Genomic DNA, 26304 nt, shown 5'->3' with positions numbered 1-26304 from the left:
CACGAGCGAGCCTCGATCAGAAGTCGAAGTCGCCGATGTTGTCCGCATCGAACACGAACGGGTCGCCGAGGAGCACCACGCCGTCGGCGCCCACCTCGTACTCGCCGAGCTTGCCCGCGTCGAACGTGTCGCCCTCTTCACCGGTGATCTCGCCCTCGATGAGCGCCTTCGAGGCGTACGCCGCGAGGTAGCCGAGGTCGGCCGGGTTCCACAGGGCGAACGCGGTGACGGTGCCGTCCTCCACGTACTCGCGCATCTGGTTCGGAGTGCCGAGGCCCGTCAGCGCGACCTTGCCCTGGTACTCCGACGTCGACAGGTAGCGGGCCGCCGCGGCGATGCCGACCGTCGTGGGCGAGATGATGCCCTTCAGGTTCGGGTGCGTCTGCAGCAGCGCCGCGGTCTTGTCGAACGAGGTCTGGTCGTCGTCGTCGCCGTAGACCGTCTCCACCAGCGTGATGTCAGGGTAGTCGCTCGCGAGGTACTCCTCCATGAGCTCGATCCACGCGTTCTGGTTGGTCGCGTTCGCCGAGGCCGAGAGGATGGCGATTTCGCCCGCGCCGCCGATCTGCTCGGCGATGAGGTCGACCTGCACCTTCGCGATGCCCTCGGCGTCGGCCTGGTTCACGAAGAGGTCGCGGCACTCGGGGTTCGTGTCGGAGTCGAACGTGACGACCTTCACGCCGTTGTCGCGCGCCTCGTTCAGCGCGTCGCAGATCGCCTCGGGGTCGTTCGCCGACACGGCGATCGCACCGACGCCCTGCTGGGTGAGCGTGTTGATGTAGCTCACCTGCGCGTCGGGCGTCGCCTCGGCGGGCCCGACCTCGGCGAAGGTGCCGTCGAACTCCTCGATGGCCTCCTGTGCGCCGGCCGACGAGGTGTCGAAGTACGGGTTGCCCAGGTTCTTCGGCAGGAAGGTGATGGAGAGGTTGCCGCTGCCGCCGTCGCCGCCGCCCGAGCCGCCGTCGCCGGCGGCGCAGCCCGTGGCGACGAGCGCGAGGCCCACCGCGAGCGCGGCGAACGCGCCGGCCCGGCCCTTCTTCTGAAACATCGTTGTTCTTCCCTTCAGTGGATGTGGTCGATGGGTGATCGCATCGACGGTTCGCGCGGCCCGGGTCACCCTGCTGTGGAGGCCTCGACGCGCGGTGTTCCTCCTGGTGACCTGCGGCGCTGCTGCAGCCACGCCAGGAAGCTGGAGGTCACCACCGAGAGCACCAGCAGGGCCCCGGTGATGATGTTGATGACATCGGAGGTGACGTTCGCAAGTCGCAGGGCGCTCGCGAGGATGCCGATGAGCAGGACACCCGCGACGACGCCGTGCAGCGCGCCTCGACCGCCGAAGACCGACACGCCGCCGAGCACCACGGCCGCGATGACCTGCAGCTCCATGCCCGTGGCGTTGTCGCCCCGCGCACTGCCGAAGCGCAGCGTGTAGTAGATGCCGGCGAGCGCCGAGACCAGCCCCGCGAGCACGAACAGCACGAACTTCGTGCGCTCGACCTTGACGCCCGAGAACCGCGCGGCCTCGCTCGCGAGGCCGATGGCGTAGATCCCCCGGCCGAACGGGGTGAAGTGCAGCAGCACCGTGAACACCGCGAGCAGCACCAGGAAGAGCACGATCACGCTCGGCAGGTTGGTGCCGGGAAGGCGGGAGGTCGCGAGGTCGGTCCAGAACTCGGGGAAGTCGGTGACCGCCGTCGTGCCGAGCAGGCCCACCGCGAGGCCGCGGTAGAGGGCGAGCGTGCCGATGGTGACCGCGAGCGAGGGCAGGCCGACCACGGTCACGAGGAAACCGTTCACGGCGCCGGCCGCGGCGCCGACGACCAGGGCGATGACCGCCGCGAGCTCGAACGGCACGCCGCCCTGGGTGAGCACGCCGGTGAGCACGCTCGAGAGGCCGACGACGCTGGCCACCGACAGGTCGATCCCGCCCGTGATCATCACGAGCGTCATCGGCAGGGCGATGAGCAGGATGGGGGCGACGTCGAGGATGAGGTAGGTGACGGTGATCGGCTGCCCGAACCCGCGCACCGTCAGCGACGCGACGACGGCGACGGCGATGAGCAGGCCCACGATCGCCATCTCGCGGGTGAGGAGCAGGCGCTGCCAGAGCGGGCGGTCGAAGTCGCGGTACGTGCGCACGGCCGGCGTGGTGGTCGTGGTCATCAGTCGTCCTCCCTGGCCTCGAGGAGCCGGCGTTTCTGGCGCACCGCGAGCACGCGGTCGAGCACGATCGCGCCGATGATGAGCGCGCCGACGACGGCGCGCTGCCAGAAGTCGGGGATGCCGAGGATCGGCAGCGCCCGGTTGATCGTGAGCAGCAGCACCGCGCCGATCGCGGCGCCCCACACCGAGCCGACGCCGCCGGTGATGGCGACGCCGCCGATGACGGCCGCGCCCACGGCGTCGAGCTCCCAGCCGGATCCGGCCTGCGAGCTGATGGTGCCGTAGCGGGCCGCGTACAGCACCCCCGCGAGCCCCGCCAGCGCCCCGGAGAGGACGAACGCGGTGAGCAGGCGCCGGGTGACCCGGAGGCCGTACAGCTCCGCCGCGGCGGGGTCGGAGCCGATGGCGTAGAACTCGCGGCCGCCGCGGGTGTTCTTCAGCAGCCAGGCCGCGACCACGAGCACGACCAGGGCGATGAGCGCGAGGATCGGGATGCCGAGGACCTGACCGGTGCCGAGCGCGAGGAAGTCTCGGGGCAGGTCGGACGCGTTCACCCGGTCGCTGCCGGCCCACAGCACGTTGATGCCGCGGTAGGCGTAGAGCGTGCCGAGGGTGATCACCATCGCGGGCACCTTGGCGAACGCCACGAGGGCGCCGTTCACCAGCCCGAGGAGGGCGCCGAACACGATGACGATGACGAAGACCGCGACGATCGGGATGCCCTGCAGGTCGATGAACAGGCGGCCGGTGAGGTAGGCCGAGAGGCCGAGCACCGAGCCGACCGACAGGTCGACGTTTCGCGTGATGAGCACGATCGCCTGGCCGACGGCGACGAGCACGAGGATCGACGGCGTCAGCAGCAGGTCGCGCCAGCCGTCGGCGGAGAAGAGGAAGTTCGGGTTCGCGATCGTGGCGGCGACCACCACGAGGACGAGGGCGAGCAGGATGCCGAGCTCGCGTGCCGCGCCGATGGTCCGGAGCCGCCTCGTGACGTCGGCGGTCGGCGTCCGGGGACTCTCGGGGGCCCGGGGCGTGGTGGCGGTCACTGGTGTGCTCCCGTCGCGTGGGTGGCGGCGAACATGACCCGCTCGCTGGTGGCCTCGGCGCGGTCGAGCTCGGCCGTGATGCGGCCCTCGTGCATGACCAGCACGCGGTCGGCCATGCCGAGCACCTCCGGCAGCTCCGAAGAGATCATGAGGATGCCCATCCCGCGGCCGGCGAGCTCGGAGAGCAGCCGGTGGACTTCGGCTTTCGTGCCCACGTCGATGCCGCGCGTGGGCTCGTCGATGATGAGCACCCTCGGCTCGGTGGCGAGCCACTTGCCGAGCACGACCTTCTGCTGGTTCCCGCCGGAGAGGGTGCCGGCGATGGTGCTGAGCGCCGTCGTCTTCACCTCGAGCCGGCTCGCCCACACCCGGGCGGCGCGGTTCTCGACGCCCGACGTGATGAGACCGGCGCGGGCGAGCTGATCGCGGATCGCGAGGGTGACGTTGCGAGCGACGGATGACTCGAGCACGAGTCCCTGCCGCCGCCGGTCCTCCGGCACGAGCGCGAGGCCCTGACGCATCGCCGCGCTCGGGTTGCGTTTGGGCAGCTGGGTGCCGTCCAGTCGCACGGAGCCCGAGTCGTATCCGTCGACGCCGAACACGGCGCGCGCCACCTCGCTGCGGCCGGCGCCGACGAGGCCGGCGAGCCCGACGATCTCGCCCGCGCGCACCGTGAAGTCGATGTCGTGGAAGACGCCGGCGCTGGTCAGGCCCTCGACTTCCAGCAGCGGTGCACCGATCTCGGCCTCCTGCTTCGGGAAGAGCTCGGTCACGTCGCGGCCGACCATCTGGCGCACGAGCTCGTCGACCGTGGTCTCGGCGATGGGCATGGTGCTGATGTAGGCGCCGTCGCGCATGACCGTGACCGTGTCGCAGAGGGCGAAGACCTCGTCGAAGCGGTGCGAGATGAACAGCAGCGCCCGGCCCTCGTCGCGGAGGCTCCTGGCGATCTGGAAGAGGCGCTCGACCTCGACGCCCGAGAGCGCGGCGGTCGGCTCGTCCATGATGAGCACGCGGGCGTCGAGCGAGACCGCCTTGGCGATCTCGATGACCTGCTGGTCGGCGATCGAGAGGCCCTCGGCGGGTCGATCGGGATCGATGCGCACGCCGAGCCGTCGGAAGAGCGATTCCACCTCGGTGCGCATGGCCTTGCGGTCGATGCGCCCGAAGCGGTTGACGGGCTGGCGGCCCATGAACACGTTCTCGGTGACGGTGAGGTCGGGGAAGAGCGTGGGCTCCTGGTAGATCACGGCGATGCCGGCGGCCTTCGACTGGGCGGTCGAGGTGAAGTCGACGTCTTCGCCGTTCAGGCGGAAGTCGCCGGCGTCGCGGCGGTAGAGCCCGGCGACGATCTTCACGAGCGTCGACTTGCCCGCGCCGTTCTCGCCGACGAGCGCGTGGATGGATCCGCGTTCGAGCGTGAGGCTTCCCGAGCGCAGGGCGACGACCGCGCCGAACGATTTCACCACCCGGGTGAGCTCCAGCATGGGCGGTGCCGGGTGCTGCGGCGTGTCCGACTGCACGGGCGTTCCTCCTCATCGAGGTGAATTCGGGATGAATCGATTCAGGAGCGATTCATCGCTACTCTAAAGACACCGCAGGACCCGGTCAAGTCGCGACCGGCCCGGCCCGATCGACGACGAGGAGCCCGATTTGCCAGCGAGCATCCGCGATGTGGCGCAGCACGCCGGGGTGTCGGTCGGCACGGTGTCAAACGTGCTGAACCGCCCCGACGAGGTCTCCGCCGAATCGGTCGCGCGGGTGCAGCGGGCGATCGAGGCGCTCGGCTATGTCCGGAACGACGCGGCCAGGAAGCTCCGCGCCGGCGTCAGCACCACCGTCGGCTTCGTCGTGCTGAACGGACAGAACCCGTTCTTCAACGACGTCGTCCGGGGCGCGGAGGACGAGGCGTCCCGGCACAACATCGCGATCCTCTACGGCAACACCGACGAAGACCTCGCCCGCCAGCGGCTCTACCTCGACCTCTTCGAGGAACAGCAGGTGCGGGGCGTGCTCATCGCGCCGTACGGCGACATCCAGCCCCGGCTCGAGCGGTTGCGCGAGCGGGGCATCCCGGCGGTCCTCGTCGACCGGTTCGGCGGCAGCAGCCGGTTCAGCTCCGTGTCGGTCGACAGCGTCGCCGGCGGCCGAATGGCCGTCGAGCATCTGCTCGCGACCGGGCGGCGGCGCATCGCGTTCGTCGGCGGCCCGTTCGACATCCGGCAGGTGACCGATCGGCTCGCCGGGGCGCGGGTCGCGGCCGAGAACGCGGCGGTCCCCGTCGAGATCGAGGTCGTCGCCACCGCCGGGATGACGGTCGAGGAGGGCGTCGCCGCAGGCGCACGCATCCTCGAGCGCCCCAGACGCCTCTGGCCCGACGCGCTCTTCGCCGCGAACGACCTCATCGCCCTCGGGCTACTGCAGTCGCTCGTGGTCGACGGGCGCATGCTCGTGCCCGACGAGATCGCCATCATCGGCTTCGACGACATCTCGTTCGCCTCGGCCGCCGCCGTGCCGCTGTCGTCGATGCGCCAGCCGAGCGCCATGATCGGCCGCACCGCGCTGCGCATCCTCCTCGAGGAGACCGCGGATCCCGAGCTCATCCCGCGGCAGACCGTGTTCCAGCCCGAGCTCGTCGTCCGACGCTCGACCGATCCGCCGCGCCCGGCGCGCGCCGGCTGAACCCGGCCGCGGATCTGCCATCATGACGAGGCAGTGGAGGTGCGAATGGCAGTGAGCGTGCGGGATGTCGCCGCCGCGGCATCCGTCTCCGTGGGCACCGTCTCGAACGTGCTGAACCGGCCCGACAAGGTCGCGCCCGCCACCGTCGAGCGCGTGCTGGCGGCGATCGAGCAGCTGGGGTTCGTGCGCAACGACGCCGCCAGGCAGCTGCGCGCCGGCCGCAGCCGCTCCATCGGCCTCGTGGTGCTCGATGTGCGGAACCCGTTCTTCACCGACATCGCGCGCGGCGCCGAGGACCGCGCCGCCGAGGACGGCCTCACGATCCTCCTCGGCAACAGCGACGAGAACGCCGACCGCGAGGCGAGCTACCTCGACCTGTTCGAGGAGCAGCGCGTGCACGGGCTGCTCATTTCGCCCCTCGCCGACGACCTGCCCCGACTGCAGCGTCTGCGCACGCGCGGCACGCCCGTCGTGCTCGTCGACCGCGAGGCCGCCGACCGGAGCTTCTCGTCGGTCGCGGTCGACGACGTCGTCGGCGGCGAGCTCGCCGTCCGGCACCTGCTGGAGACGGGCCGGCGCCGCATCGCCTTCGTCGGCGGGCCCGCGGGCATCCGCCAGGTCGCCGACCGCCTCGCCGGCGCACGCCGCGCGGTGGAGGCGCAACCGGGCGCGACCCTCGAGGTCGTGCCGACCGAGTCGCTCACGGTCCTGCAGGGCCGCACCGCCGGCGAGGCGATCCGCGACCGCGCGCCCGGCGACCGGCCCGACGCGGTCTTCGCTGCCAACGACCTGCTCGCGATGGGTGTGCTGCAGGCCCTCGTCATGCTGGGCACCGTGCGCGTCCCCGACGACATCGCGCTGATCGGCTACGACGACATCGACTTCGCGGCGGCCGCCGTGGTGCCGCTCTCCTCCATCCGCCAGCCGGCCGCGCTCATCGGGTACACCGCCGTGGACCTGCTGCTGAAGGAGGCCGCCGCCGGTCAGGCCCCCGCCGGTCAGGCCCCCGCCGGTCAGGCCCCCGCCGGTCAGGCCCCCGCCGAGACGGAGCAGGATGCCGCCGCGCTCCGCGACCAGGTCGTGTTCCAGCCCGAGCTCGTGGTCCGCGAGTCGACGGCGCCCGTCACACGACGCTGAGCCGCCCGGGAGGCGGGTAGGGTCGTCGGGATGTCCGAGAACCACCCCGCGATCGAGCGGCTCTTCGCCCAGACCCTTGCCCGCAACCCCGGCGAGTCGGAGTTCCACCAGGCCGTCCGCGAGGTGTTCGACTCGCTCGACCGCGTGCTGCAGAAGCATCCCGAGTACGCCGAGGCCTCCATCCTCGAGCGGCTCTGCGAGCCCGAGCGGCAGCTCATCTTCCGCGTGCCGTGGACCGACGACCGCGGCCGGGTGCAGATCAATCGCGGGTTCCGGGTGCAGTTCAACTCGGCGCTCGGCCCGTACAAGGGCGGGCTGCGCTTCCACCCGAGCGTGCTGCTCGGCACCGTGAAGTTCCTCGGCTTCGAGCAGATCTTCAAGAACGCGCTCACGGGCCTGCCCATCGGCGGCGGCAAGGGCGGCAGCGACTTCGACCCGAAGGGCCGCAGCGACGCCGAGGTCATGCGCTTCTGCCAGTCGTTCATGACCGAGGCGCATCGGCACATCGGCGAGTACACCGACGTGCCGGCGGGCGACATCGGCGTGGGGCGCCGCGAGATCGGCTACCTCTTCGGCCAGTACAAGCGGCTCACGAACCGGTACGAGTCGGGTGTGCTGACCGGCAAGGGCATCACGTGGGGCGGCTCGCTCGTGCGCACCGAGGCGACGGGGTACGGCGTCGTGTTCTTCACGCAGCACCTGCTCGCCACCCGCGGCCGCTCGTTCGACGGCGCCCGCGTGCTGGTGTCGGGGTCGGGCAACGTCGCGATCTACGCCATCGAGCAGGTCCAGGCGCAGGGCGGCGTCGTCATCGGCGCCTCCGACTCCAGCGGCTCGATCCACGACCCCGACGGGATCGACCTCGACCTGCTCCGCGAGATCAAGGAGGTCCGCCGCGGCCGCATCGAGGAGTACGTCACCGAGCGCGGCGGACGCGCCGAGTTCCGGGCGGATGCCTCGGTCTGGTCGATCGCCGACGACCACGCCGTCGACGTCGCCCTGCCGTGCGCGACCCAGAACGAGCTCGACGCCCACGCCGCCGCAGCGCTCGTCCGCGCCGGCGTCGTGGCGGTCGCCGAGGGGGCGAATATGCCGACCACGCCCGGCGGTATCCGCGTGTTCCGCGACGCGGGCGTGCTCTTCGGGCCGGGCAAGGCGGCCAACGCGGGCGGAGTCGCCACGAGCGCGCTCGAGATGCAGCAGAACGCCTCGCGCGACTCCTGGAGCTTCGAGTACACCGAGGAGCGGCTCGCGGGCATCATGCGCGACATCCACGAACGCTGCGCGGAGACGGCCGACGAGTACGGCGCCCCGGGCGACTACGTCGTCGGAGCGAACATCGCCGGCTTCACCCGGGTGGCCGATGCGATGCTCGCCCTCGGCGTCATCTGACGGCGGCAGCCTCGCCACGCGCAGGCACGGGCACGCGGCGTGCCTCGCGCTCCTCGGCGTCGGCGGCCTCAGCCTCCTGCGCCATCAGCGTGTCCACGACCGGCGCCGACGCGCCCTGCACGGCCACGGGCATCGTCGGCACGACGGCGATCGCCGCGGTCGGGGCATCCGTGAAGCTGATCGCGGGCGCCCAGCGCCGCTCGGGGTGGCGGCGTAGCCGCATGCCGCGCGCGACGACCAGCCAGCCGAGCCCGATGAGGGCCGCGACGCCGGCCGCGATCGCCGCGATGCCGAGGGCCCAGCGCGGGCCCCACGAGTTCGCGACCGCGCCGACGATGGGGGCGCCGACGGGCGTGCCGCCCGACAGGATCGCCATGTAGATCGCCATGACCCGGCCGCGGAGCAGCGGGTCGGTCGTGGTCTGCACGTAGCCGTTCGCGGTGGTGAGGATCGTCACGGCGGTGAAGCCGATGAGGATCGTCGACGCGGCGAACCACCAGTACACGGGCATGACCGACGAGATGAGCGCGGCGACCCCGAACGCCGCGGTCGCGAGGATGATCACCCGCATCCGGGCGCGGTCGCGTCGCGCTGCCAGCAGTGCCCCGGTCAGCGAGCCGATCGCCAGGATCGAGTTCAGCACGCCGTACTCGCCGGCGCCGCGACCGAACTCGACCGCCATCGTCGAGGAGAAGATCGGGAAGTTCATGCCGAAGGCGCCGATGAGGAACACCATCACGAAGACGACCACCAGGTCGGGGCGGCCGAGCACATAGCGGAAGCCCGCGACGAACGCCCCGCGCTCGCGCGGCGCGCGGGCCATCCGCCGCATCGGCCGGCGGAGCAGCAGGAGCAGTGCCCCGATCACGGCGAGGAACGTCACGGCGTTCACGATGAACACCCAGCCCGACCCGACGACCACGATCGCGAGGCCAGCGAGGGCTGGGCCGATCATGCGGGCGGCGTTGAAGGAGGCGGAGTTCAGGGCGACCGCGTTCGACATGTCGGCGCCCGCGACGAGGTCGGCGACGAAGGTCTGGCGCGCCGGGGTGTCGACGGCGTTCACGATGCCGAGGAGGCCGGCGAAGACGTAGAGGTGCCAGAGCTCGGCGTGGCCGAGCAGCAGGAGACCGAGGGCCAGGCCGAGGGCCATCATCGCGCCCTGCGTGACGAGGAGGATCTTGCGACGGTCGAACCGGTCGGCGATGAGTCCGGTGACCGGGACGAGCAGCAGCTGGGGGCCGAACTGCAGGGCCATGGTGAGCCCCACGGCGAGCGCGTCGTTGGCGCTCAGCTCGGTGAGCACGACCCAGTTCTGTGCGGTCGACTGCATCCACGCGCCGACGTTCGACACGAGCGCGCCGACGAACCAGATGCGGTAGTCGGCGTGGCGGAGGGAGCGGAACATGGATGTCACTGGTCGGTGAGCCTCCCGAGGATCATCGTGGCCTTGGCGAGCGTCTCCCGCTCGTCTGGGGTGAGCGCGGCGAAGCGCTTGGCGAGCCAGGCGTCGCGGCGGCGACGGGTCTCGCGCACGATCGCCTCGCCCGACTCGGTGGCGCGCAGGAGCACCTTGCGTCCGTCGCCGGCGTCGGCCGTGCGGACGAGGTGGCCGGCGTCGACGAGGCAGTTGACGGTGCGGTTCATCGACGGCGGCGTCACGCGCTCGAGCTCGGCGAGCCGGCCCGGGGTGAGCTGGCCCTCGCTGACGGTCCACGCGAGCGCGGAGTACTGCGAGCCGCTGAGCTCGGTCTCCGCGCGCTCCTGGCGGAGCCGTCGTGCCAGCCGCATGACCGCCAGGCGGAGCTCGGTGCTCTGCTCCGCCAGCGTCGTGCGACGGCCCCTGGCGGGCGCGGGGGGAGTCGCCGGCGGCGCGGCCGGCGCGGGCGCGGGCGCGGCAGGCGCGGCGGAGGCGAGGAGATCGGTCATCTCCTTAGCCTAACAAATTAGCGTCGCTAATGATTCCGCCGGCTCAGCCCGCGTCGAACGCCGCGACCCCCGCCTGCGCGCAGGCCTCGTCCTCCTCGATGCTGCCGCCGCTCACCCCGACGGCGCCGACGATGCGCCCGTCGGCACGCAACGGGATGCCGCCGGCGAAGATCACGTAGCGCCCGCCGCCGTTCGCGCCGAGCCCGTAGAGCGGGCCGCCGGGTGCGGCGAGCACCGCGAGCTCCGCCGTCGAGGCGCTCTGCGCCACGGCCGTGTAGGCCTTGTCCACGGCGAGCGTGGGCCCCGCGATCTCCGCGCCGTCCATGCGGGCGAAGGACACCAGATGCCCGCCTGCGTCCACGACCGCGACGCTCACGAGTGCGCCGAGCTCGGCCGCCCGGGAGCGGGCGGCGCGGGTCATCCGCTCCGCCCGCTCCAGCGTCAGCTCCGTCACGGGCGACCGCTCGGCTCGGGGTCGGCCGCCGCCACGGCGGCATCCTGCTGCTCGAGCTCTTCCTCGGTCTCGCCCGTGGCGAGGACCGTGCCGGCGCGCGCCAGCACCTCGGGGCGCGCCCGGCCGATGCGGTGCGCCACGATCGCCATGATCGCGATGAAGGCCAGCACCAGGTACGGGAAGAAGGCCAGCGGCGCCGCCGGCACCGGGTAGACCTGGCCCACGATCGGGATCGCGAGCGCCGCGATGCCGAGCACCGGCAGCACGACGTGCTTGACGATCGAGCGCTCGGCGCGCCCCTCGCGCGAGAAGTACCGGATGCAGGCGATCGCGGTGAGGATGTACACCGGGATGATCGCGAGGGTCAGCACCGAGCCGAGGTAGACGTAGGCGTTGAACGGTCCGGCGAGCAGGCCCACGCCGAAGGTGAACACCACCGAGACGACGGCGACCAGCCAGATCGCCACCGACGGAGTGCGGCGCACGGGGTGGACGCGGCCGAGCGAGGCGGGCAGCAGCCCCTCACGGCCCATCGCGAAGACGATCCGCACGATGCCGTTGTTCGAGTTCATCGTGACGGCGAAGATCGAGGAGATGCCCGCGAGCCCGATGAGGATCTCGAGCCACGGCGCGTACGTCTTCGCGAGCGTGGTGAACGGCGCCGGGTCGCTCGTCAGCGCGTCGACGTTGCCGACGCCGAAGCCCACCATCTCGGCATAGGTGCAGAAGACGTAGATGACGCCGACGAGCAGCAGCGACAGGATGATCGCCCTCGGCACGTTGCGGCGCGGCCGACGCACCTCCTCGCCGAGCGTCGTCGCGGCCTCGAAGCCGACGAAGGAGAGGATGCCGAAGGTCATGCCGAGCGCGAGGCCGGTGAGCCCCGTGGGGGAGGCGGCGGGGTTCAGCGGCTCGAGGGTGAGGCCGTCGGCGCCGCCCTGGGCGAGCACGATGATGCTGAGCAGCACGATGACGCCGACCTCGATGCCGAACAGCGTGGCCGCCGTCTTCAGCGAGCCGGAGATGCCGTGCCGGGAGAGCACGATCATGAGCACCGTGAAGATCGCCGAGATGATCGTCCAGTGCACGTGGATGCCGTAGCCCTCGAGCAGCCCGGACGTGTAGAAGCCGATCAGGGCGAGCTCCGCGGGCACGAGGAGCGCGTACGCGAGGAACATCAGGCCGCCTGTGACGAACCCGGCCTTCGGACCGATGCCCTGCGAGACGTAGGTGTAGAACGAGCCCGCGCTCGGGAAGACCCGCGCCATCTCGGTGATGCTCGTGGCGACGACGAGCATGATCGCGAGCGCCACGATGAAGACGAACGGCATCGCCGCCCCTGCGCCGCCCGCGACGACCTGCGGGTTGAAGTAGACCGACACGGCCGGGCCCATGAGGGCGGCCGACATGACGACCGCGCCGCCGAGGCCGACGGCGTTCCGCTTGAGCTGCGGGGACTGGGAGGACATGGCATCCTTTCGACGCGACGATGCGTGAGCAGGGACAAGAATGGCGGCCCCGCCCGCGACGTGCACAGCACCCGCGCGGAGGACCGGACGGTGCGACTGCCGCCGGGTGCTGTCCGGACGGATCGACCGGATGCCACACTGGCCCCATGCCGACCTACACCGACGCGCACGGCGTGCACATCCACTATCGGTCATGGCGCGTCGAGGAGCCGAACGCGGTCATCCAGCTCGCGCACGGCGTGGGCGAGCACATCGGCCGCTACGGACGGCTCGTCGAGGCGCTGAACGCGGCCGGCTACTCCGTCTGGGCCGACGACCACCGCGGCCACGGGCAGACGGGGTTCGAGCAGCACGGCGGCGATCTCACCCGGATGGGCCGCCTCGGGCCGGGCGGTCTGCGCGCCGCGATCGCCGCGGTCGAGCAGTTCACCGACCTCATCCGCGCGACAGAGGATCCCGGCCTGCCCCTCGTGCTCCTCGGGCACTCGTGGGGCTCGCTGATGGCGCAGATCATCGTGAACCGGCACGCCGACCGGTACGACGGCGTCGTGCTGACCGCCACCGCCTACCGGACGCTCCGGCACATGGAGGCGGGAGACCTGAACCGCCGCCACCGGCATCTCGGCCCGACGCCCGTGGAGTGGCTGAGCCGCGAGCCGTCGGTCGCGGCGGAGTTCATGGCCGACCCGTACACGACGTCGACGCCGCTGCGGAAGCTGTTCGGCACGGCCGACGCCATGCGTCTCCTCGGTCGCCCGGCGCGGGGGCTGCCTCCCGAGCTGCCGCTGCTGATCATGGTCGGTTCCGACGATTCGCTCGGCGGCGAAGAGTCCGCCCGCAGGCTCGCGGAGGCGTACGTGCGACGGTCGGGGCTCGTCGACGTCGAGGTGATCGTGTACGAGGGCGCCCGGCACGAGATCTTCAACGAGACCAACCAGGCCGAGGTCCGGGCCGATCTGATCGGCTGGCTCGACGAGCGGTTCGCGGTCGACTGAGTCGGCTGGGAAGCCCGCGGCCGGGACATCCGTCGCGGGGGCCTTGACGCGGCTGGGGCGCGGCGGCACTGTAGAGGCAGGACCCGCCATGAGAGCGCTCTCACGGTCGCTCGGCGGACCCACCCGACACCGACCTCGCCGTCGGCCACCGGTCGACGACGACCGAAGGAGGAACCGATGCAGCTTCCACCGATCGCCCGGCGCTTCGCGCTGGGCGCCGCCGCAGCCGTCGCCGTGGCCGCGCTCGTCGCGTCGCCGGCACAGGCGGCGAACGACGTGCTCCACCCGGACGCCGAGCTCTGGGTGAACCCCGACAGCACCACCCTCGAGGCCGCCGAAGGACTCGACGGGCAGGCACGCGCCGACGCGCTGCTCCTCGGCTCCTACGCCTCGGCGACCTGGATCAACGGCGGCACGCCGAACGAGGCGAAGCGCGACGTCAAACGCGCCGTCGCGGCCGCACACGCCGCCGACCAGGTGCCCGTGCTCGTCGCCTACAACCTGCCGTTCCGCGACTGCGCGCAGTACTCGGCCGGCGGTGCGACGACCGCGGCCGAGTACACCGCCTGGATCGACGGCATCGCCAAGGGCATCGGCAACAAGGACGCCGTCGTCATCCTCGAGCCCGACGGGCTCGGCATCATCCCGTGGTACACGAACCTCGACGGGGCGCTCGAGTGGTGCCAGCCGGCCGAGGCCGACGCGGCGACCGCCGCCGAGGAGCGCTTCGCGATGCTGAACCACGCGGTCGACGCGCTCGGCGCGCTGCCCTCGACCGCCGTCTACCTCGACGGCACGCACAGCGGCTGGCTGAACGTCGGCGACATCAGCCAGCGGCTCCTGCGCGCCGGCGTCGAACGGGCGGACGGGTTCTTCCTGAACGCGTCGAACTACCACTACACCGAGAACCTCACCGCCTACGGCACCTGGATCTCCTCCTGCATCGCGCTGGTCACCGAGGTGAACCCCGGCGCCTTCGGCGAATGCGGCAACCAGTACTGGAACGGCGGCCCGGCCAACGGCTGGAACGGCGTCGCCATGAGCCCGTTCGGGCGGTGGAGCGCAGGCGCGGCCGACCCAGCCCTCGACACCGCCGGGGTCGACTCGCGGTACGCCGCGGCGCTCGGCGACGTGTCGCCGTCGACGCACTTCGTGATCGACACGAGCCGCAACGGCCAGGGACCGTGGGATGCCTCGTCCAGCGGGCTCGCGGTGCCCGAGGACTGGTGCAACCCGCCTGGCCGCGGGCTCGGCGAGCGTCCCACGACCGACACGGGTGCAGACCTCGTCGACGCCTACCTCTGGATCAAGGTGCCGGGCGAATCCGACGGCCAGTGCTTCCGCGGCACCGCCGGACCGCTCGACCCGATCCGCGGCATCGAGGACCCGCCCGCCGGCGTGTGGTTCCCCGAGCAGGCGCGAGAGCTGATCGAACTGGCCGTCCCGCCGGTCGGGTGACGCCGCGGATGCCTCGTCGCGGCCCCGTTCGCGGCGAGGCATCCGTAGGCTGTCCCTCATGCACGGCGAGTACAAGGTTCCCGGTGGCAAGCTCGTGGTCGTCGACTTCGACGTCGTCGACGACGTGATCCGCAACCCGCGCGTCGCGGGCGATTTCTTCCTCGAGCCCGACGAGGCCCTCGGTGACATCGATCGCGCGCTCGACGGCCTCGCGGCGGGGTCCGACGCGAAACAGATCGCGAAGGCCATCACGCAGGGCCTGCGGCCCGACGCGGTGATGCTCGGCTTCTCGGCCGACGCGGTCGCGGTCGCGGTGCGGCGTGCGCTCACCGACGCCCGCACGTGGACCGACTACGAGTGGGAGATCGTGCACGACGCGGCCGTGCCGCCTCGGCTGCACCTCGCGCTCGACGAGGTGCTCGCGACGCGCGTCGGCGAGGGACGCCGGAAGCCGACGCTCCGGTTCTGGGAGTGGGAGGAGTCGGCCGTCGTGATCGGCTCGTTCCAGTCGGTGAAGAACGAGGTCGATCCCGAGGGCGCCGCGAAGTACGGCTTCGACGTGGTGCGTCGCATCTCCGGGGGCGGGGCGATGATGATGGAGAAGGGCAACGTCGTCACCTACTCGCTCTACGTGCCGGCCGAGCTCGTGCACGGCATGAGCTTCGCCGACTCGTACGCGTTCCTCGACGACTGGGTGCTGCAGGGGCTCCGGGCCGTCGGCATCGAGGCGACCTACCAGCCCCTCAACGACATCGCGAGCCCGCTCGGCAAGATCGGCGGCGCCGCGCAGAAGCGTCTCGGCTCGGGCGGGGTGCTGCACCACGTGACGATGTCGTACGACCTCGACAACCAGAAGATGCTCGAGGTGCTGCGGATCGGCCGCGAGAAGATCAGCGACAAGGGCATCGCCTCCGCCGCCAAGCGCGTCGACCCCCTGCGCTCGCAGACGGGCCTCAGCCGGGCGGCCGTGATCGAGAGTCTCAAGCAGACCTTCACCTCGCTGTACGGCGCGACGCCCGGAGCGGTGACCGCCGACGAGCTCGCCGAGGCCGAGGAGCTCGTGGAGACGAAGTTCGCCACGCGGGAGTGGCTGTACCGGGTGCCGTAGCCGCTGCCGGGGCCCCGCGCAACCCGCCTGCCGGTTCCACAGCCCCGGATCGCGCAACCGGGTCAGCCGGTTAGACTCGCCGGGTGGACTGGTGGATCTGGGTGCTGATCGCCGTCGCGGTCATCGCGCTCGGCTGGCTCGCGCAGCGCGCGGGCTGGATCGACCTCTCCGACAAGACCAAGCGCGGCGGAACCGCCGGCGGCGTCCTCATGATCGGCGACGAGGTGTTCGCACCGCGCAAGTACGAGGCCGCCGTCGAGCAGGAGCGGCAGAGCCGCCTGCCGGCTCCGGCGCCGCTGCCGGGCGACGGCGACAAGGGCATCGCGTTCGCGTCGGCGGATGCCGGCGACGACGATCCCGATCGCTTCCGCGGCCGCATCCGCCTCGACGTCGAGCGCTGAGCGACGGTCAGGCTCGCGGCGGCGCCGTGGAACCTCGGACCCGAAGTCTGGGAGTGACGCTGTAGCGCTCGGGTGCGCTGCGGCCGTCCTTGATCCGCTCGAGGAGCAGTTCGATGGCCCGCTCGCCCATGCGTTCGCCGTCCTGATCGACGGTGGTGAGGGAGATCGCGGGATGGGCGGCGAGCTCGATGTCGTCGTAGCCGGCGATCGAGACATCCTGCGCGGTCAGGCCGAGCTCCATCCGTGCGCGGAGCACGCCGAGCGCCGGCTGGTCGTTTCCGACGAAGACGGCCGTGGGGCGATCGCGGCCGCCGAGAAGGTCGAGCGCCGCGGCGTGGGCGTCGTCGTCCGCACCGACGCGCGCGACCTGCGCGTGCTCAGTCAGACCGGCCGCAGTCATCCGATCGAGGTAGGTGGCGAGCCGGATCGCATGCGGGCTCGCGAGCGAGGGGTCGATCATGGACTCGGCGATGGTGAGGTGCGCGATGCGCCGGTGGCCCAGCTCGATCAGGTGGTCCATGACCGCGTCGGTGCCGGCCCGATCGTCGCCGGTCACGGTGTCGTAGCCTGCACCCTCGTCATGGCGGCCGAGCATGACGACGGGGATGGCGGTGGCGAGGCGTTCGAGCCAGGCGGGTTCGACCAGCGGCGAGATCGCGATGATGCCGTCCACCTGGTGGTCGGTGAGGGATTCGAGGGCCCGGTAGCCCCACTTCGATCCCGGCTCGGCTGGCGCGATGATCAGCTGGTAGCCGGTGCCCTCGAGGGCTCTGGTGGCGCCGGTCAGCACCCGGGTGAAGAACTGGTTGCCGAACTCGGGGATCTCGATGCCGAGGGTGAAGCTCGACCCGCGCATTGCGCGTGCAGCATGTCGGGGCCGGTATTGGAGCTTGTCGATGGCTGCGGTAACCCGCTCCCGCATGGCGGGACTGACTCCGTAGGCGTTCCGGATCACCTTCGAGACGGCGGCACGGGATACCCCCGCCTCGCGAGCGACGTCCTCGATCGTCGCCGCACGTCCTGGTGACGTGTTCGTCACGAGTTGCACCTGCTTCCTCGGGCCCGCCGGACGACTCCGCGACGGGGCACGCCCCATGATGACATGCCCGAGCGCATCGCGAGCGTGATTGAAACGTTATATGTAGATCGGTTGACGCGCGGACGCCGCGACCCTATCGTGCTGTGAAGTGGATCGTTCTACACTCGTCCACGGCACCGATGACGATGTCGTCTTTACATGGAGGTAAAGAGCAGTGTTCAACACGCAATCTCGGCGGCGCCTCGTGCTCGCCACCTCGGTCACCGCGACCGCAGCGCTCGCGCTGGCCGGATGCAGCACGAGCGATCAGTCCTCCGGCGACGGGACGAGCCTCTCGATCCTGGTCGACAACAGCGATCTGGCCGTGCAGCAGATGGATGTGCTGGCGTCGGCCTTCATGGAAGACCACCCCGACATCGACATCCACGTCGAGACCCGGCCGCAGGGAGCCGAGGGCGACAACCTCGTCAAGACCAAGCTCGCCACGGGTGAGATGGAAGACCTCTTCGCCTACAACTCGGGCTCGCTGCTGCAGGCGCTCACGCCCGGAGAGACGCTCGTCGACCTCTCCGACCAGGAATGGGTCGACCGGCTCGACGACAACTTCGTGCAGGCGGTGGGCGGCGGCGACGGCGTGTACGGCGTCCCTCTGGGGCAGGCGATGGCCGGGGCGGTGCTCTACAACAAGGACGTCTACGCCGAGCTCGGCCTCGAGATTCCCACGACGTGGGACGAGTTCATCGCGAACGCCGAAGCGGTCAAGGCATCGGGCATCGCCGCCCCGATCATCCAGACCTACGGCGACACCTGGACCAGCCAGCTGTTCGTGCTGGGCGACTTCTTCAACGTGCTCGCCGAGAATCCCGACTGGGCCGAGGAATACACCGCGAACGAGGCGAAGTACGTCGACCAGCCGGCGCTCGCCGGCTTCGAGCACGGCCAGGAGGTCTTCGAGAAGGGGCTCGCGAACGAGGACTTCGCCTCCGCGACGTACGACGACGGCGTGCGCATGATCGCGCAGGGCGAGGGCGCGCACTACCCGATCCTCACCTTCGCCGCGTCACCGCTCGTGCAGAACTACCCGGAGGCGGCCGACACCGTCGGCACCTTCCCGCTGCCCGGGCCGAGCGCGGAGTCCAACGGGCTCACGGTGTGGATGCCGGGCGCCGTGTACATCCCGAAGACCACCGAGGGCGACAAGCTCGAGGCCGCGAAGCAGTTCCTCGACTTCCTGGTGAGCCCCGAAAGCTGCGACCTGCAGAGCACGGTCATCGCCCCACAGGGCCCCTTCGTCATCGACGGCTGCGAGCTGCCCGACGACGTCCCCGCGCTCGTCTCCGACATGCAGCCCTACTTCGATGAAGGCCGCACCGGTCTCGCGCTCGAATTCCTCTCGCCGATCAAGGGCCCGGCCCTCGAGCAGATCACCGTGGCCGTCGGATCGGGCATCACCCCGGCCGCCGAGGGCGCTGCCCAGTACGACGAGGACGTCAAGAAGCAGGCACAGCAGCTCGGCCTCGAGGGCTGGTAGGCCGTCCACCCCGAATCGGACGGTGGGGTCCGCGCAGCGGGCCCCACCGCACGGAGGTCGAGAGATCCATGGCAACCACCGTCCTGAACCCCGCGCCGCCGGCCGCCGGCCCGAGCGCCGAGACGGCGCCGCCGGCCGGTCGCCGTCGTCGCCGCCGAGGCATCCGCAGTCCCTACCCGACCTGGTTCTACCTCCCAGCCGGAGTGTTCTACCTGGTCCTGTTCCTGGTCCCCACCGCGGTGTCGTTCTACTTCGCCTTCACGCGCTGGACGCTCTTCAGCGCGGAGTGGGTCGGCTTCGACAACTTCGTGCGGTTCTTCCAGGAGCCCGCCCTCGTCACGGGCTTCGTCAACACGTTCGTCTTCGCCTTCCTGACCTCCGGGCTCAAGGTCGTGCTCGGGCTCGCGCTCGGGGTGCTCCTGACGAGCCAGATCATCGCACGCGGCTTCCTCCGCAGCGTGGTCTTCTTCCCGGTGCTCGTCTCGGCCATCGGCGTCGGCATCACCTGGAAGGTGCTGCTCGACCCGTTCGACGGTCTCGTGAACGAAGGCCTGGCCTCCATCGGCATCGAGGGGCCGGGGTGGCTCACCGATCCGCAATGGGCCCTCGTCTCCGTCGCCCTCGTCGACGTGTGGCGCGGCGTCGGCCTCGCCACGCTCATCTACATCGCCGGCATCGTCGCGATCCCGCAGGACTACTTCGAGGCCGCCCGCGTCGACGGCGCCGGCGCGTGGGCCCGGTTCCGGCACGTCACGCTGCCGCTCGTGCGCCCGGCGACGATCACCGTCGTCACCCTGTCGCTCATCGGCGGCCTGCGCTCCTTCGACCTCATCTGGGCGATGACGCGCGGCGGCCCCGGCTTCACGAGCGACGTGATCGCCTCCGTGATCTACAAGCAGTACCAGGCCGGCTTCTTCGGGCTCTCGACGGCGGGCAACGTGGTGCTCTTCATCGTCGTCGCGGTGCTCATCGTGCCCATCTACGCCTGGCTCAACCGACGGGAGAAGGACCTGTGACCCTGTCCGCGAAGCTCTGGCGCTGGGGCGGCGGTGCCGCGGCGATCCTCGTGGCCGTCGTGCTGTTCATCGTGCCGTTCCTGTTCATCCTGCTGACGGCCTCGAAGAATGCGCAGGAGGCGTCGCTCTTCCAGTTCACCCTCCCGACCGAGTGGAATCTGTTCCCGAACCTCGTGGAGGTGATCAGCGACCGGAACTTCCTCTTCCCGAAGGCCCTCGTCAACAGCGTCGTCCTCACCGTCGTGGCGGTGAGCGTCATGGTCGTCCTCGGCGCGATGGTGGGCTACGTCCTCCAGCGTCGCCGCTCGCGCTGGAACGTCCTGGTCAACGGCCTGGTCCTCGCGGGCCTCATCATCCCGCCGGCCGTCGTCCCGACGATCTGGGTGCTGCAGGGGCTCGGGCTGTTCAAGACGATGCCCGGCCTCATCGCGTTCCACGTGGCGTTCGGCCTGTCGTTCTGCATCCTGCTGTTCCGCGCGTTCGTCGCCTCCATCCCGAGGGAGCTCGACGAGGCGGCCATCATCGACGGGGCCGGGTCGTTGCGGCTCTTCTTCTCCGTGATCTTCCCGCTGCTGCGGTCGGTGATCGTCACCGTGATCGTGGTGCAGTCGGTGGCGGTGTTCAACGACTTCACGTACGCGCTCTACTTCCTGCCGGGCGATGAGAACGCGACCATCCAGCTCCTGCTGTACAACTACACGTCGCAGTCGCTCAGCCAGTGGAATCTGCTCTTCATGGGCGTTCTCCTCGTGACCATCCCGCCCCTGATCATGTACATCTTCTTCAACCGGCAGATCGTTGCCGGCATGACCTCCGGGGCGGTCAAGGGATGACCGCGCAGCATCGGTCTCCCCGCGTTCCCGTCAGTCCCCAGCACGAAGGGCCCTTCACCATGCCGACCGTCCTGCCCGCTCTCGATGCCCACGACGCCGCCACTCGGGTCGTCTCGCTCCGCACGCAATACCCCGAGGAACTGCTCGGGGTGCCGTCGGAGGGGCTGCGGCTGACGTGGGCGCTCGCACACGGCTCGGCCGCACAGATCGGCTACCAGCTCCGTTGGGGCGAGGCGGCCATCGAGGAGGAGCCGGTGCGCTCTGCGGCATCGATCGGCATGCCGGCACCCGGCGGGGTGCTCGGGAGCGATGAGACGCGGCGGTACGCGGTTCGCGTCGCGACGGCCGACGGGTGGAGCGCATGGAGCGAGCCGCTCGTCGTCGAAGGCGCGCTCGCGGCGGCGGACTTCGTGGCGCAGGGCATCGGGGCTGAGCTGCCGCTCGGCGGGCCGGCGGCGCTGCTGCGGACGACGTTCCGCCTCGAGAGCGAGCCGATCCGCGCCCGGCTGCGGTCGACCTCTCTGGGCCTGCATGAGCTGCGGCTGAACGGTGCGAAGGCCGGCGACGAGCATCTGGCGCCCGGCTGGACGGCCTACCAGGAGCGGGTCGTCGTCGCGACGCTCGATGTGACCGGGTTGCTGCGCCGCGGAGAGAACGTCCTCAGCGGGCTCCTCGCCGACGGCTGGTACCGGGGCCGCCTCGGCTGGGTCGACGGTGTGGAGCACTACGGCACGCAGCTGGCGTTGGTGGCCCAACTCGACGTGGAGCTCGCCGACGGCAGCACCGTCCGGGTGGTCACCGGGCCGGGCTGGCGGACCGCGACGGGCGCCGTCCGGACCAACAGCCTGTACGACGGCGCCGATCTCGACCTCGCGGCCGAGCCGGTCGGGTGGGATGCACCCGGGTTCGACGACTCGGGCTGGGCGGAGGCGACGATCGTCGACCTCGACCGCTCGCTGCTCGAGCCGCGTGTCACGACGGGCGTTCGCACGGTCGCCGAGCTGCCGATGGCCGTGCGGGACTCGACGGCCGACGGCGGCGCCCTCGTCCTCGACGCCGGCCAGAACATCGCCGGCTGGGTTCGGCTCGTGGTGCGCGGCGGCGCCGGCGACCGGGTGACCGTGCGCCACGCCGAGGTGCTGGAGCCAGACGGATCGCTGCACACCCGGTCGCTCCGGTCCGCCCGCGCCACCGAAACCTACGTGCTCGCAGCGGACGGCGAGACGACCCTCGAGCCCGCGTTCACCTTCCACGGCTTCCAATTCGCCGATGTCTCCGGGGCAGAGGTCGTCTCGGCGACCGCGGTCGCGATCAGCAGCGCCGTGCGTCCCCGGTCGTCGTTCGCGAGCTCGGTGCCCGCGCTCGACCGGCTGCACTCCAACGTCGTGTGGTCGCAGCTGGACAACTTCGTGTCGGTGCCGACGGATTGCCCGCAGCGCGACGAGCGCCTCGGCTGGACGGGTGACGCCCAGGCGTTCGCCGCCACCGCGAGCACGCTGTTCGACGTCGAGTCGTTCTGGTCGTCGTGGCTGCGCGACCTCGAGATCGACCAGAGCGACGCGGAGGGCGTGCCTGCGGTCGTCCCGAACATCCTCGGCGAAGCGTTCAGCGCCGAAGGCGAGAGCCAGGGCAGCATGGGCCGGGCCGGATGGGCGGATGCCGCGACCATCGTGCCCTGGGCCGTCTACGAGTCGTACGGAGACCCCGCGGTGATCCTCCGGCAGGCGGACAGCATGCGCCGCTGGGTCGATCACCTCGAGCGGCGGTCCGGCGAGGACGGGTTCCTCCCGGTCGAGTTCCAGTTCGGCGACTGGCTCGACCCCGACGCGCCGAGCGACGAGCCGTGGCGCGCGAAGGTGTCTGCCGAGTTCGTCGCGCACGCGTTCTGGGCGCACAGCGCCCGGCTGACGGCGCGTGCCGAGGAGCTGGCCGGCGACGAGGGGTCGGCTCGCCGGTATCACGCCATGGCCGACGCCGTGGCGGAGCGCGCCTGGGCGCGCTGGGGCGAGCATGCCGTGCAGTCGCAGACCGGCTGCGCGCTCGCACTCCAGTTCCGGATCGCGCCGGAGTCGGATCGCGATCGCATCGGTCGGGAGCTCGCGACGCTCGTCCGCACGGAGGACGGGCGCATCGCGACCGGGTTCCTCGGCACGCCGCTGGTGCTGCACGCGCTCGCCGAGACCGGGCATATCGACGAGGCCTACCTGATGCTGCTTCGCCGCGAGTCGCCCAGCTGGCTCTACCAGGTGGAGATGGGCGCGACGACGGTCTGGGAGCGGTGGGACTCGCTGCGTCCCGACGGCAGCATCCACTCGGGCGACATGGCGAGCGATGGTTCGGTGATGCTCTCGTTCAACCACTACGCGTACGGAGCGGTCGTCGACTGGCTGTACCGCTACGTCGCGGGGATCGCGCCGACGCCAGACGACCCCGGCTATCGCACGGTCCTCGTCCGGCCCCGGCCTGCGGAGGGCGTCACCGCGGCGGCCGCGCACGTGAACGCCCGGCACGGACGCGTGGCGATCGACTGGGAGCTCGACCCCGAGACGCGGGATCTCCGGATCGACCTCGACGTGCCGCCCGGCGCCCGCGCGGTCCTCGACCTGCCGATCACCGCGGAGTCGGTCGTCGCCGTCGACGGCGAGTCCGGCGCCTGGGCGGAGCTCGGCCCCGGTCATCACCGGATCGACGTGCGAACGGCGAGGGTGGCGGCGGCGCTGGGATCCGTCCGCGCGGGATGAAGCGACCGGCGGCGCTCCCAGCGGGGGCGCCGCCGGCTGGCAGACTTGAGCGCGTGGCGCTCGACGGACCGGACCGCATCATCCATGCGGACAACCTCGACGTGCTGCCCGCGTTTCCCGACAGTGCCTTCACGCTCGTCTACCTCGACCCGCCGTTCAACACCGGGCGGGCGCAGTCGCGGCAGTCGATGCGTCACGTGCGGATCGTCGAGCCGGATGCCTCGGACGAGGCATCCGCACCCGTCGTCGGCGCCGTGACGGGGTTCGCCGGCAAGCGGTACGAGCGGATCAGGGGCGACCTGCTGCGGTACGACGACCGCTTCGACGACTACTGGGGCTTCCTCGAACCGCGGCTCGTGGAGGCGTGGCGGCTGCTCGCCGACGACGGCACGCTGTACCTCCACCTCGACTACCGCGAGGCGCACTATGCGAAGGTGCTGCTCGACGCGCTCTTCGGCCGCGAGTGCTTCCTGAACGAGATCGTCTGGGCGTACGACTACGGGGCGAAGGCCAAACGGAAATGGCCGACGAAGCACGACACGATCCTCGTGTACGTGAAGGACCCGCAGCGCTACTGGTTCGACTCGTCGGCGGTCGACCGCGAACCGTACATGGCGCCGGGGCTCGTGACGCCCGAGAAGGCCGCGAACGGCAAGCTGCCCACCGACGTGTGGTGGCACACGATCGTCTCGCCGACGGGTCGCGAGAAGACGGGATATCCGACGCAGAAGCCGGAGGGGATCCTGCGCCGGATCGTGCAGGCCTCGACCCGCGAGGGCGACTGGGTGCTCGACTTCTTCGCCGGCTCGGGCACCACCGGTGCCGTGGCGACGGCGCTCGGGCGGCGCTTCGTGCTGGTCGACGAGAACCCCGAGGCGATCGAGGTGATGCGGCGGCGATTCGCCGGCGTCGCGGGCGTCGAGTTCGACGCCGTCCAGGGAAGGATGGATGCATGAAGTTCCGGGTGTTCACCGAGCCGCAGCAGGGCGCCACGTACGAGCAGCAGGTCGCGATGGCGCAGGCCGCGGAGCGGCTCGGATACGACGCGTGGTTCCGCAGCGACCACCTCCTCGCCATGGACGTCGACGGGGCGCCCGGCCCCACGGACTCCTGGGTGACGCTGGGCGCGATCGCGCGCGAGACCTCGTCGATCCGCCTCGGCACGCTCGTCACGAGCCTGACCTTCCGCCACCCGGGCCTGCTGGCGATCCAGGTCGCCCAGGTCGACGCCATGAGCCGCGGCCGCATCGACTTCGGCCTCGGCACCGGGTGGTATGACGCCGAGCACGCGGCGTACGGCATCCCCTTCCCGGCCAAGCGGTTCGGCCTGCTCGAGGAGCAGCTCGAGATCATCACCGGCCTCTGGGGCACCCCCGAGGGCGAGACCTACACCTTCCGCGGCGAGCACCACGAGCTCGTCGACTCCCCGGCGCTGCCGAAGCCCGTGCAGCAGCCGATCCCCGTCATCGTCGGCGGCGGCGGACCCACCCGCACCCCGAGGCTCGCGGCGCGCTTCGCTGCCGAGTTCAACGTGCCGTTCCGCTCCGACGCGGAGATCGCGGAGCAGTTCGGCCGCGTCCGCGCCGCGGCCGAGGCGGCCGGACGCGACCCGGGCTCCCTCGTCTATTCGGCAGCGCTCACCACCACGGCGGGCGCCACCGACGCCGAGTACCGGCGCCGCGCCGAGCGCATCGGCCGCGATCCGGAAGAGCTCGGTCGCACCGGCATCGGCGGCACGGCGCAGCAGGTCGTCGACCGCATCTCCGGCCTCGCCGCGATCGGCGTCGAGACCCTGTACCTGCAGGTCCTCGACTTCGACGACCTCGACCTGCTCGAGTTCCTCGCGAGCGAGGTGCTGCCGAAGGTCGGCTGACGCGCGACCTCAGCTCGAGGCACGCACCACCAGCTCCGTCGTCAGGATCGTCTCGGGCTCGACCTCGTGCCCCTCGACCAGTCGGACCAGCTTCCGGGCCATCTCGGCCCCCATCTCGGTCGACGGCTGACGCACGGTCGTGAGCGGCGGCACCGCGGTCGCGGCGTACCGGTCGTCGTCGAAGCCGACCACGGCGACGTCGTCGGGCACGGTGCGCCCGGCCTCCGCGAGCGCCGACAACGCCCCCATGGCCATCTGGTCGTTCGCGGCGAAGACCGCGTCGAGCCGGGGCTCGCGCTCGAGGAGCCGGCGCGTCGCCGCCGCGCCCGACGCCGCGGTGAAGTCGCCGAAGTCGACGAGGTCGGCGGGGAGCGAGGCATCCGTCAGCGCGCTCTGGAAGCCGTGCAGCCGGTCGACGCCCGGAGGCATGTCCTGCGGGCCCGCGATGGTCGCGATCCGCCGCCGGCCGCGCTCGACGAGGTGCGCCGCCGCGGTCTTCGCACCGTGCTCGTTGTCGACGTCGACGGTGTACCCGCTCGACTCCGCGGGGTCGAGCGGGCGGCCGCCGAACACGAGCGGCAGCGAGCGGCTCAGCTGGGCGAATGAATGGTCGCCCGTGTGGTGCGAGACGACGAGCGCCCCGTCGACGTTGCCGCCGAGCAGGTAGCGCCTCGTTTTGTCGGGGTCGACCTCGGACTCGATCATCATCGTCAGCGTGTACTCGGTCGACGCGAGCGCGAGCGCGACGCCCTGCACGATCGAGGCGAAGAACGGGTCGTCGAAGACGCGGGCGGCCGACTCGGGCACGACCAGCGCCACGGCCTGCGTGCGCCGGCTCGCCAGCGACCGGGCGGCGCGGTTGGGCACGTAGTTCAGGTCGGCGATGGCGCGCTGCACGGCCTCGGCGACATCGGGGCTGACCTTCGGCGAGCCGTTCACGACCCGCGACACCGTCGCGCGGGAGACCCCGGCTCGCGCCGCGACCATCTCGAGTGTGGGGGCGCCGCCCCCGGCGGTTCCGGTCATCGCGAACCCCC

The 26304-nt window shown here is 71.2% G+C and carries 23 protein-coding genes; 13 read left to right on the top strand and 10 right to left on the bottom strand.

The genetic code is table 11. The annotated features are described in order from the left end of the window. Window positions 1-16: 16 nt before the first annotated feature. From rhaS to ABIQ69_RS15845, 4 genes are all read right to left on the bottom strand, one after another. Window positions 17-1048 carry a rhamnose ABC transporter substrate-binding protein gene (gene rhaS / locus ABIQ69_RS15860; RefSeq protein ID WP_350348088.1) on the bottom strand — a complete coding sequence of 344 codons (1032 nt, stop codon included), beginning with the start codon at window positions 1046-1048 and terminating at the stop codon, window positions 17-19. Between the two features lie 65 nt (window positions 1049-1113). Then, window positions 1114-2163 (bottom strand): ABC transporter permease, encoded by a 1050-nt coding sequence (locus ABIQ69_RS15855; protein ID WP_350348087.1) that lies wholly within the window; start codon window positions 2161-2163, stop codon window positions 1114-1116. Beyond that, window positions 2163-3134: an ABC transporter permease gene (locus ABIQ69_RS15850; RefSeq protein ID WP_350350039.1), complete on the bottom strand. Its 972-nt coding sequence runs from the start codon at window positions 3132-3134 to the stop codon at window positions 2163-2165. The genes ABIQ69_RS15855 and ABIQ69_RS15850 overlap by 1 nt, the downstream gene beginning before the upstream one ends. Window positions 3135-3205: 71 nt before the next feature. Beyond that, window positions 3206-4696, bottom strand: coding sequence for a sugar ABC transporter ATP-binding protein (locus ABIQ69_RS15845; protein ID WP_350350038.1), 1491 nt, complete (start codon window positions 4694-4696; stop codon window positions 3206-3208). A gap of 166 nt (window positions 4697-4862) precedes the next feature. On the opposite strand from ABIQ69_RS15845, the gene ABIQ69_RS15840 reads away from it, so the two are divergent. The 3 genes from ABIQ69_RS15840 to gdhA are packed head-to-tail and all read left to right on the top strand — an operon-like array spanning window position 4863 to window position 8420. Continuing rightward, window positions 4863-5891 (top strand): LacI family DNA-binding transcriptional regulator, encoded by a 1029-nt coding sequence (locus ABIQ69_RS15840; protein ID WP_350348086.1) that lies wholly within the window; start codon window positions 4863-4865, stop codon window positions 5889-5891. A 45-nt stretch (window positions 5892-5936) separates the two neighbouring features. Further along, window positions 5937-7028: a LacI family DNA-binding transcriptional regulator gene (locus ABIQ69_RS15835; protein ID WP_350348085.1), complete on the top strand. Its 1092-nt coding sequence runs from the start codon at window positions 5937-5939 to the stop codon at window positions 7026-7028. Window positions 7029-7058: 30 nt separating this feature from the next. Further along, on the top strand, window positions 7059-8420 hold the full coding sequence (gdhA, locus tag ABIQ69_RS15830; protein WP_350348084.1) for an NADP-specific glutamate dehydrogenase: 1362 nt from the start codon (window positions 7059-7061) through the stop codon (window positions 8418-8420). Here gdhA and ABIQ69_RS15825 read toward each other — a convergent pair. The 4 genes from ABIQ69_RS15825 to ABIQ69_RS15810 are packed head-to-tail and all read right to left on the bottom strand — an operon-like array spanning window position 8413 to window position 12272. Further along, a complete protein-coding gene (locus ABIQ69_RS15825; protein WP_350350037.1) occupies window positions 8413-9828 on the bottom strand; it encodes an MFS transporter in 1416 nt (471 codons plus the stop codon). The two genes, gdhA and ABIQ69_RS15825, sit on opposite strands and share 8 nt — an antisense overlap. 5 nt (window positions 9829-9833) lie before the next feature. Continuing rightward, window positions 9834-10349, bottom strand: coding sequence for a MarR family transcriptional regulator (locus ABIQ69_RS15820; RefSeq protein ID WP_350348083.1), 516 nt, complete (start codon window positions 10347-10349; stop codon window positions 9834-9836). Between the two features lie 43 nt (window positions 10350-10392). Further along, window positions 10393-10803 carry a heme-binding protein gene (locus ABIQ69_RS15815; RefSeq protein WP_350348082.1) on the bottom strand — a complete coding sequence of 137 codons (411 nt, stop codon included), beginning with the start codon at window positions 10801-10803 and terminating at the stop codon, window positions 10393-10395. After that, the gene (locus ABIQ69_RS15810) at window positions 10800-12272 is read right to left on the bottom strand and encodes an APC family permease (RefSeq protein WP_350348081.1); all 1473 of its coding nucleotides are present in this window, start codon (window positions 12270-12272) and stop codon (window positions 10800-10802) included. Before ABIQ69_RS15810 ends, ABIQ69_RS15815 begins: the two co-directional genes overlap by 4 nt. Window positions 12273-12418: 146 nt before the next feature. Here ABIQ69_RS15810 and ABIQ69_RS15805 point away from each other — a divergent pair, with 146 nt between their 5' ends. The 4 genes from ABIQ69_RS15805 (at window position 12419) to ABIQ69_RS15790 (ending at window position 16234) form a co-directional block, all read left to right on the top strand. Continuing rightward, on the top strand, window positions 12419-13267 hold the full coding sequence (locus ABIQ69_RS15805) for an alpha/beta fold hydrolase (protein ID WP_350348080.1): 849 nt from the start codon (window positions 12419-12421) through the stop codon (window positions 13265-13267). A gap of 177 nt (window positions 13268-13444) precedes the next feature. Further along, window positions 13445-14725 (top strand): glycoside hydrolase family 6 protein, encoded by a 1281-nt coding sequence (locus ABIQ69_RS15800; RefSeq protein ID WP_350348079.1) that lies wholly within the window; start codon window positions 13445-13447, stop codon window positions 14723-14725. A 58-nt stretch (window positions 14726-14783) separates the two neighbouring features. After that, a complete protein-coding gene (locus ABIQ69_RS15795; protein ID WP_350348078.1) occupies window positions 14784-15833 on the top strand; it encodes a biotin/lipoate A/B protein ligase family protein in 1050 nt (349 codons plus the stop codon). Window positions 15834-15916: 83 nt separating this feature from the next. After that, on the top strand, window positions 15917-16234 hold the full coding sequence (locus tag ABIQ69_RS15790; RefSeq protein ID WP_350348077.1) for a hypothetical protein: 318 nt from the start codon (window positions 15917-15919) through the stop codon (window positions 16232-16234). Window positions 16235-16241: 7 nt separating this feature from the next. On the opposite strand, the gene ABIQ69_RS15785 is transcribed toward ABIQ69_RS15790, so the two are convergent. Then, on the bottom strand, window positions 16242-17273 hold the full coding sequence (locus ABIQ69_RS15785; RefSeq protein WP_350350036.1) for a LacI family DNA-binding transcriptional regulator: 1032 nt from the start codon (window positions 17271-17273) through the stop codon (window positions 16242-16244). Window positions 17274-17517: 244 nt separating this feature from the next. Between ABIQ69_RS15785 and ABIQ69_RS15780 the strand changes: the two genes are divergently transcribed. The 6 genes from ABIQ69_RS15780 to ABIQ69_RS15755 all read left to right on the top strand — a co-directional run bounded on the left by ABIQ69_RS15780 (window position 17518) and on the right by ABIQ69_RS15755 (window position 25267). Continuing rightward, the gene (locus tag ABIQ69_RS15780; RefSeq protein WP_350348076.1) at window positions 17518-18804 is read left to right on the top strand and encodes an extracellular solute-binding protein; all 1287 of its coding nucleotides are present in this window, start codon (window positions 17518-17520) and stop codon (window positions 18802-18804) included. 68 nt (window positions 18805-18872) lie between these two features. Next, window positions 18873-19820 carry a sugar ABC transporter permease gene (locus ABIQ69_RS15775; RefSeq protein ID WP_350348075.1) on the top strand — a complete coding sequence of 316 codons (948 nt, stop codon included), beginning with the start codon at window positions 18873-18875 and terminating at the stop codon, window positions 19818-19820. Next, complete coding sequence (locus ABIQ69_RS15770) at window positions 19817-20653, top strand: carbohydrate ABC transporter permease (RefSeq protein WP_350348074.1); 837 nt, start codon at window positions 19817-19819, stop codon at window positions 20651-20653. The genes ABIQ69_RS15775 and ABIQ69_RS15770 overlap by 4 nt, the downstream gene beginning before the upstream one ends. A gap of 59 nt (window positions 20654-20712) precedes the next feature. Beyond that, window positions 20713-23394 (top strand): family 78 glycoside hydrolase catalytic domain, encoded by a 2682-nt coding sequence (locus ABIQ69_RS15765; protein WP_350348073.1) that lies wholly within the window; start codon window positions 20713-20715, stop codon window positions 23392-23394. 53 nt (window positions 23395-23447) lie between these two features. Beyond that, complete coding sequence (locus tag ABIQ69_RS15760; protein WP_350348072.1) at window positions 23448-24350, top strand: site-specific DNA-methyltransferase; 903 nt, start codon at window positions 23448-23450, stop codon at window positions 24348-24350. Further along, window positions 24347-25267 carry an LLM class F420-dependent oxidoreductase gene (locus ABIQ69_RS15755; RefSeq protein WP_350348071.1) on the top strand — a complete coding sequence of 307 codons (921 nt, stop codon included), beginning with the start codon at window positions 24347-24349 and terminating at the stop codon, window positions 25265-25267. The genes ABIQ69_RS15760 and ABIQ69_RS15755 overlap by 4 nt, the downstream gene beginning before the upstream one ends. A 9-nt stretch (window positions 25268-25276) precedes the next feature. Here the strand turns inward: ABIQ69_RS15755 and ABIQ69_RS15750 are convergent, their stop codons facing one another. Next, on the bottom strand, window positions 25277-26293 hold the full coding sequence (locus ABIQ69_RS15750; protein ID WP_350348070.1) for a LacI family DNA-binding transcriptional regulator: 1017 nt from the start codon (window positions 26291-26293) through the stop codon (window positions 25277-25279). Window positions 26294-26304: the final 11 nt, after the last annotated feature.

It is taken from the genome of Agromyces sp. G08B096, assembly GCF_040267705.1.
Classification (GTDB): Bacteria; Actinomycetota; Actinomycetes; order Actinomycetales; family Microbacteriaceae; genus Agromyces.
Note: the sequence above shows the minus strand (reverse complement) of the source record. Positions and strands in the feature narration are given on the sequence as shown.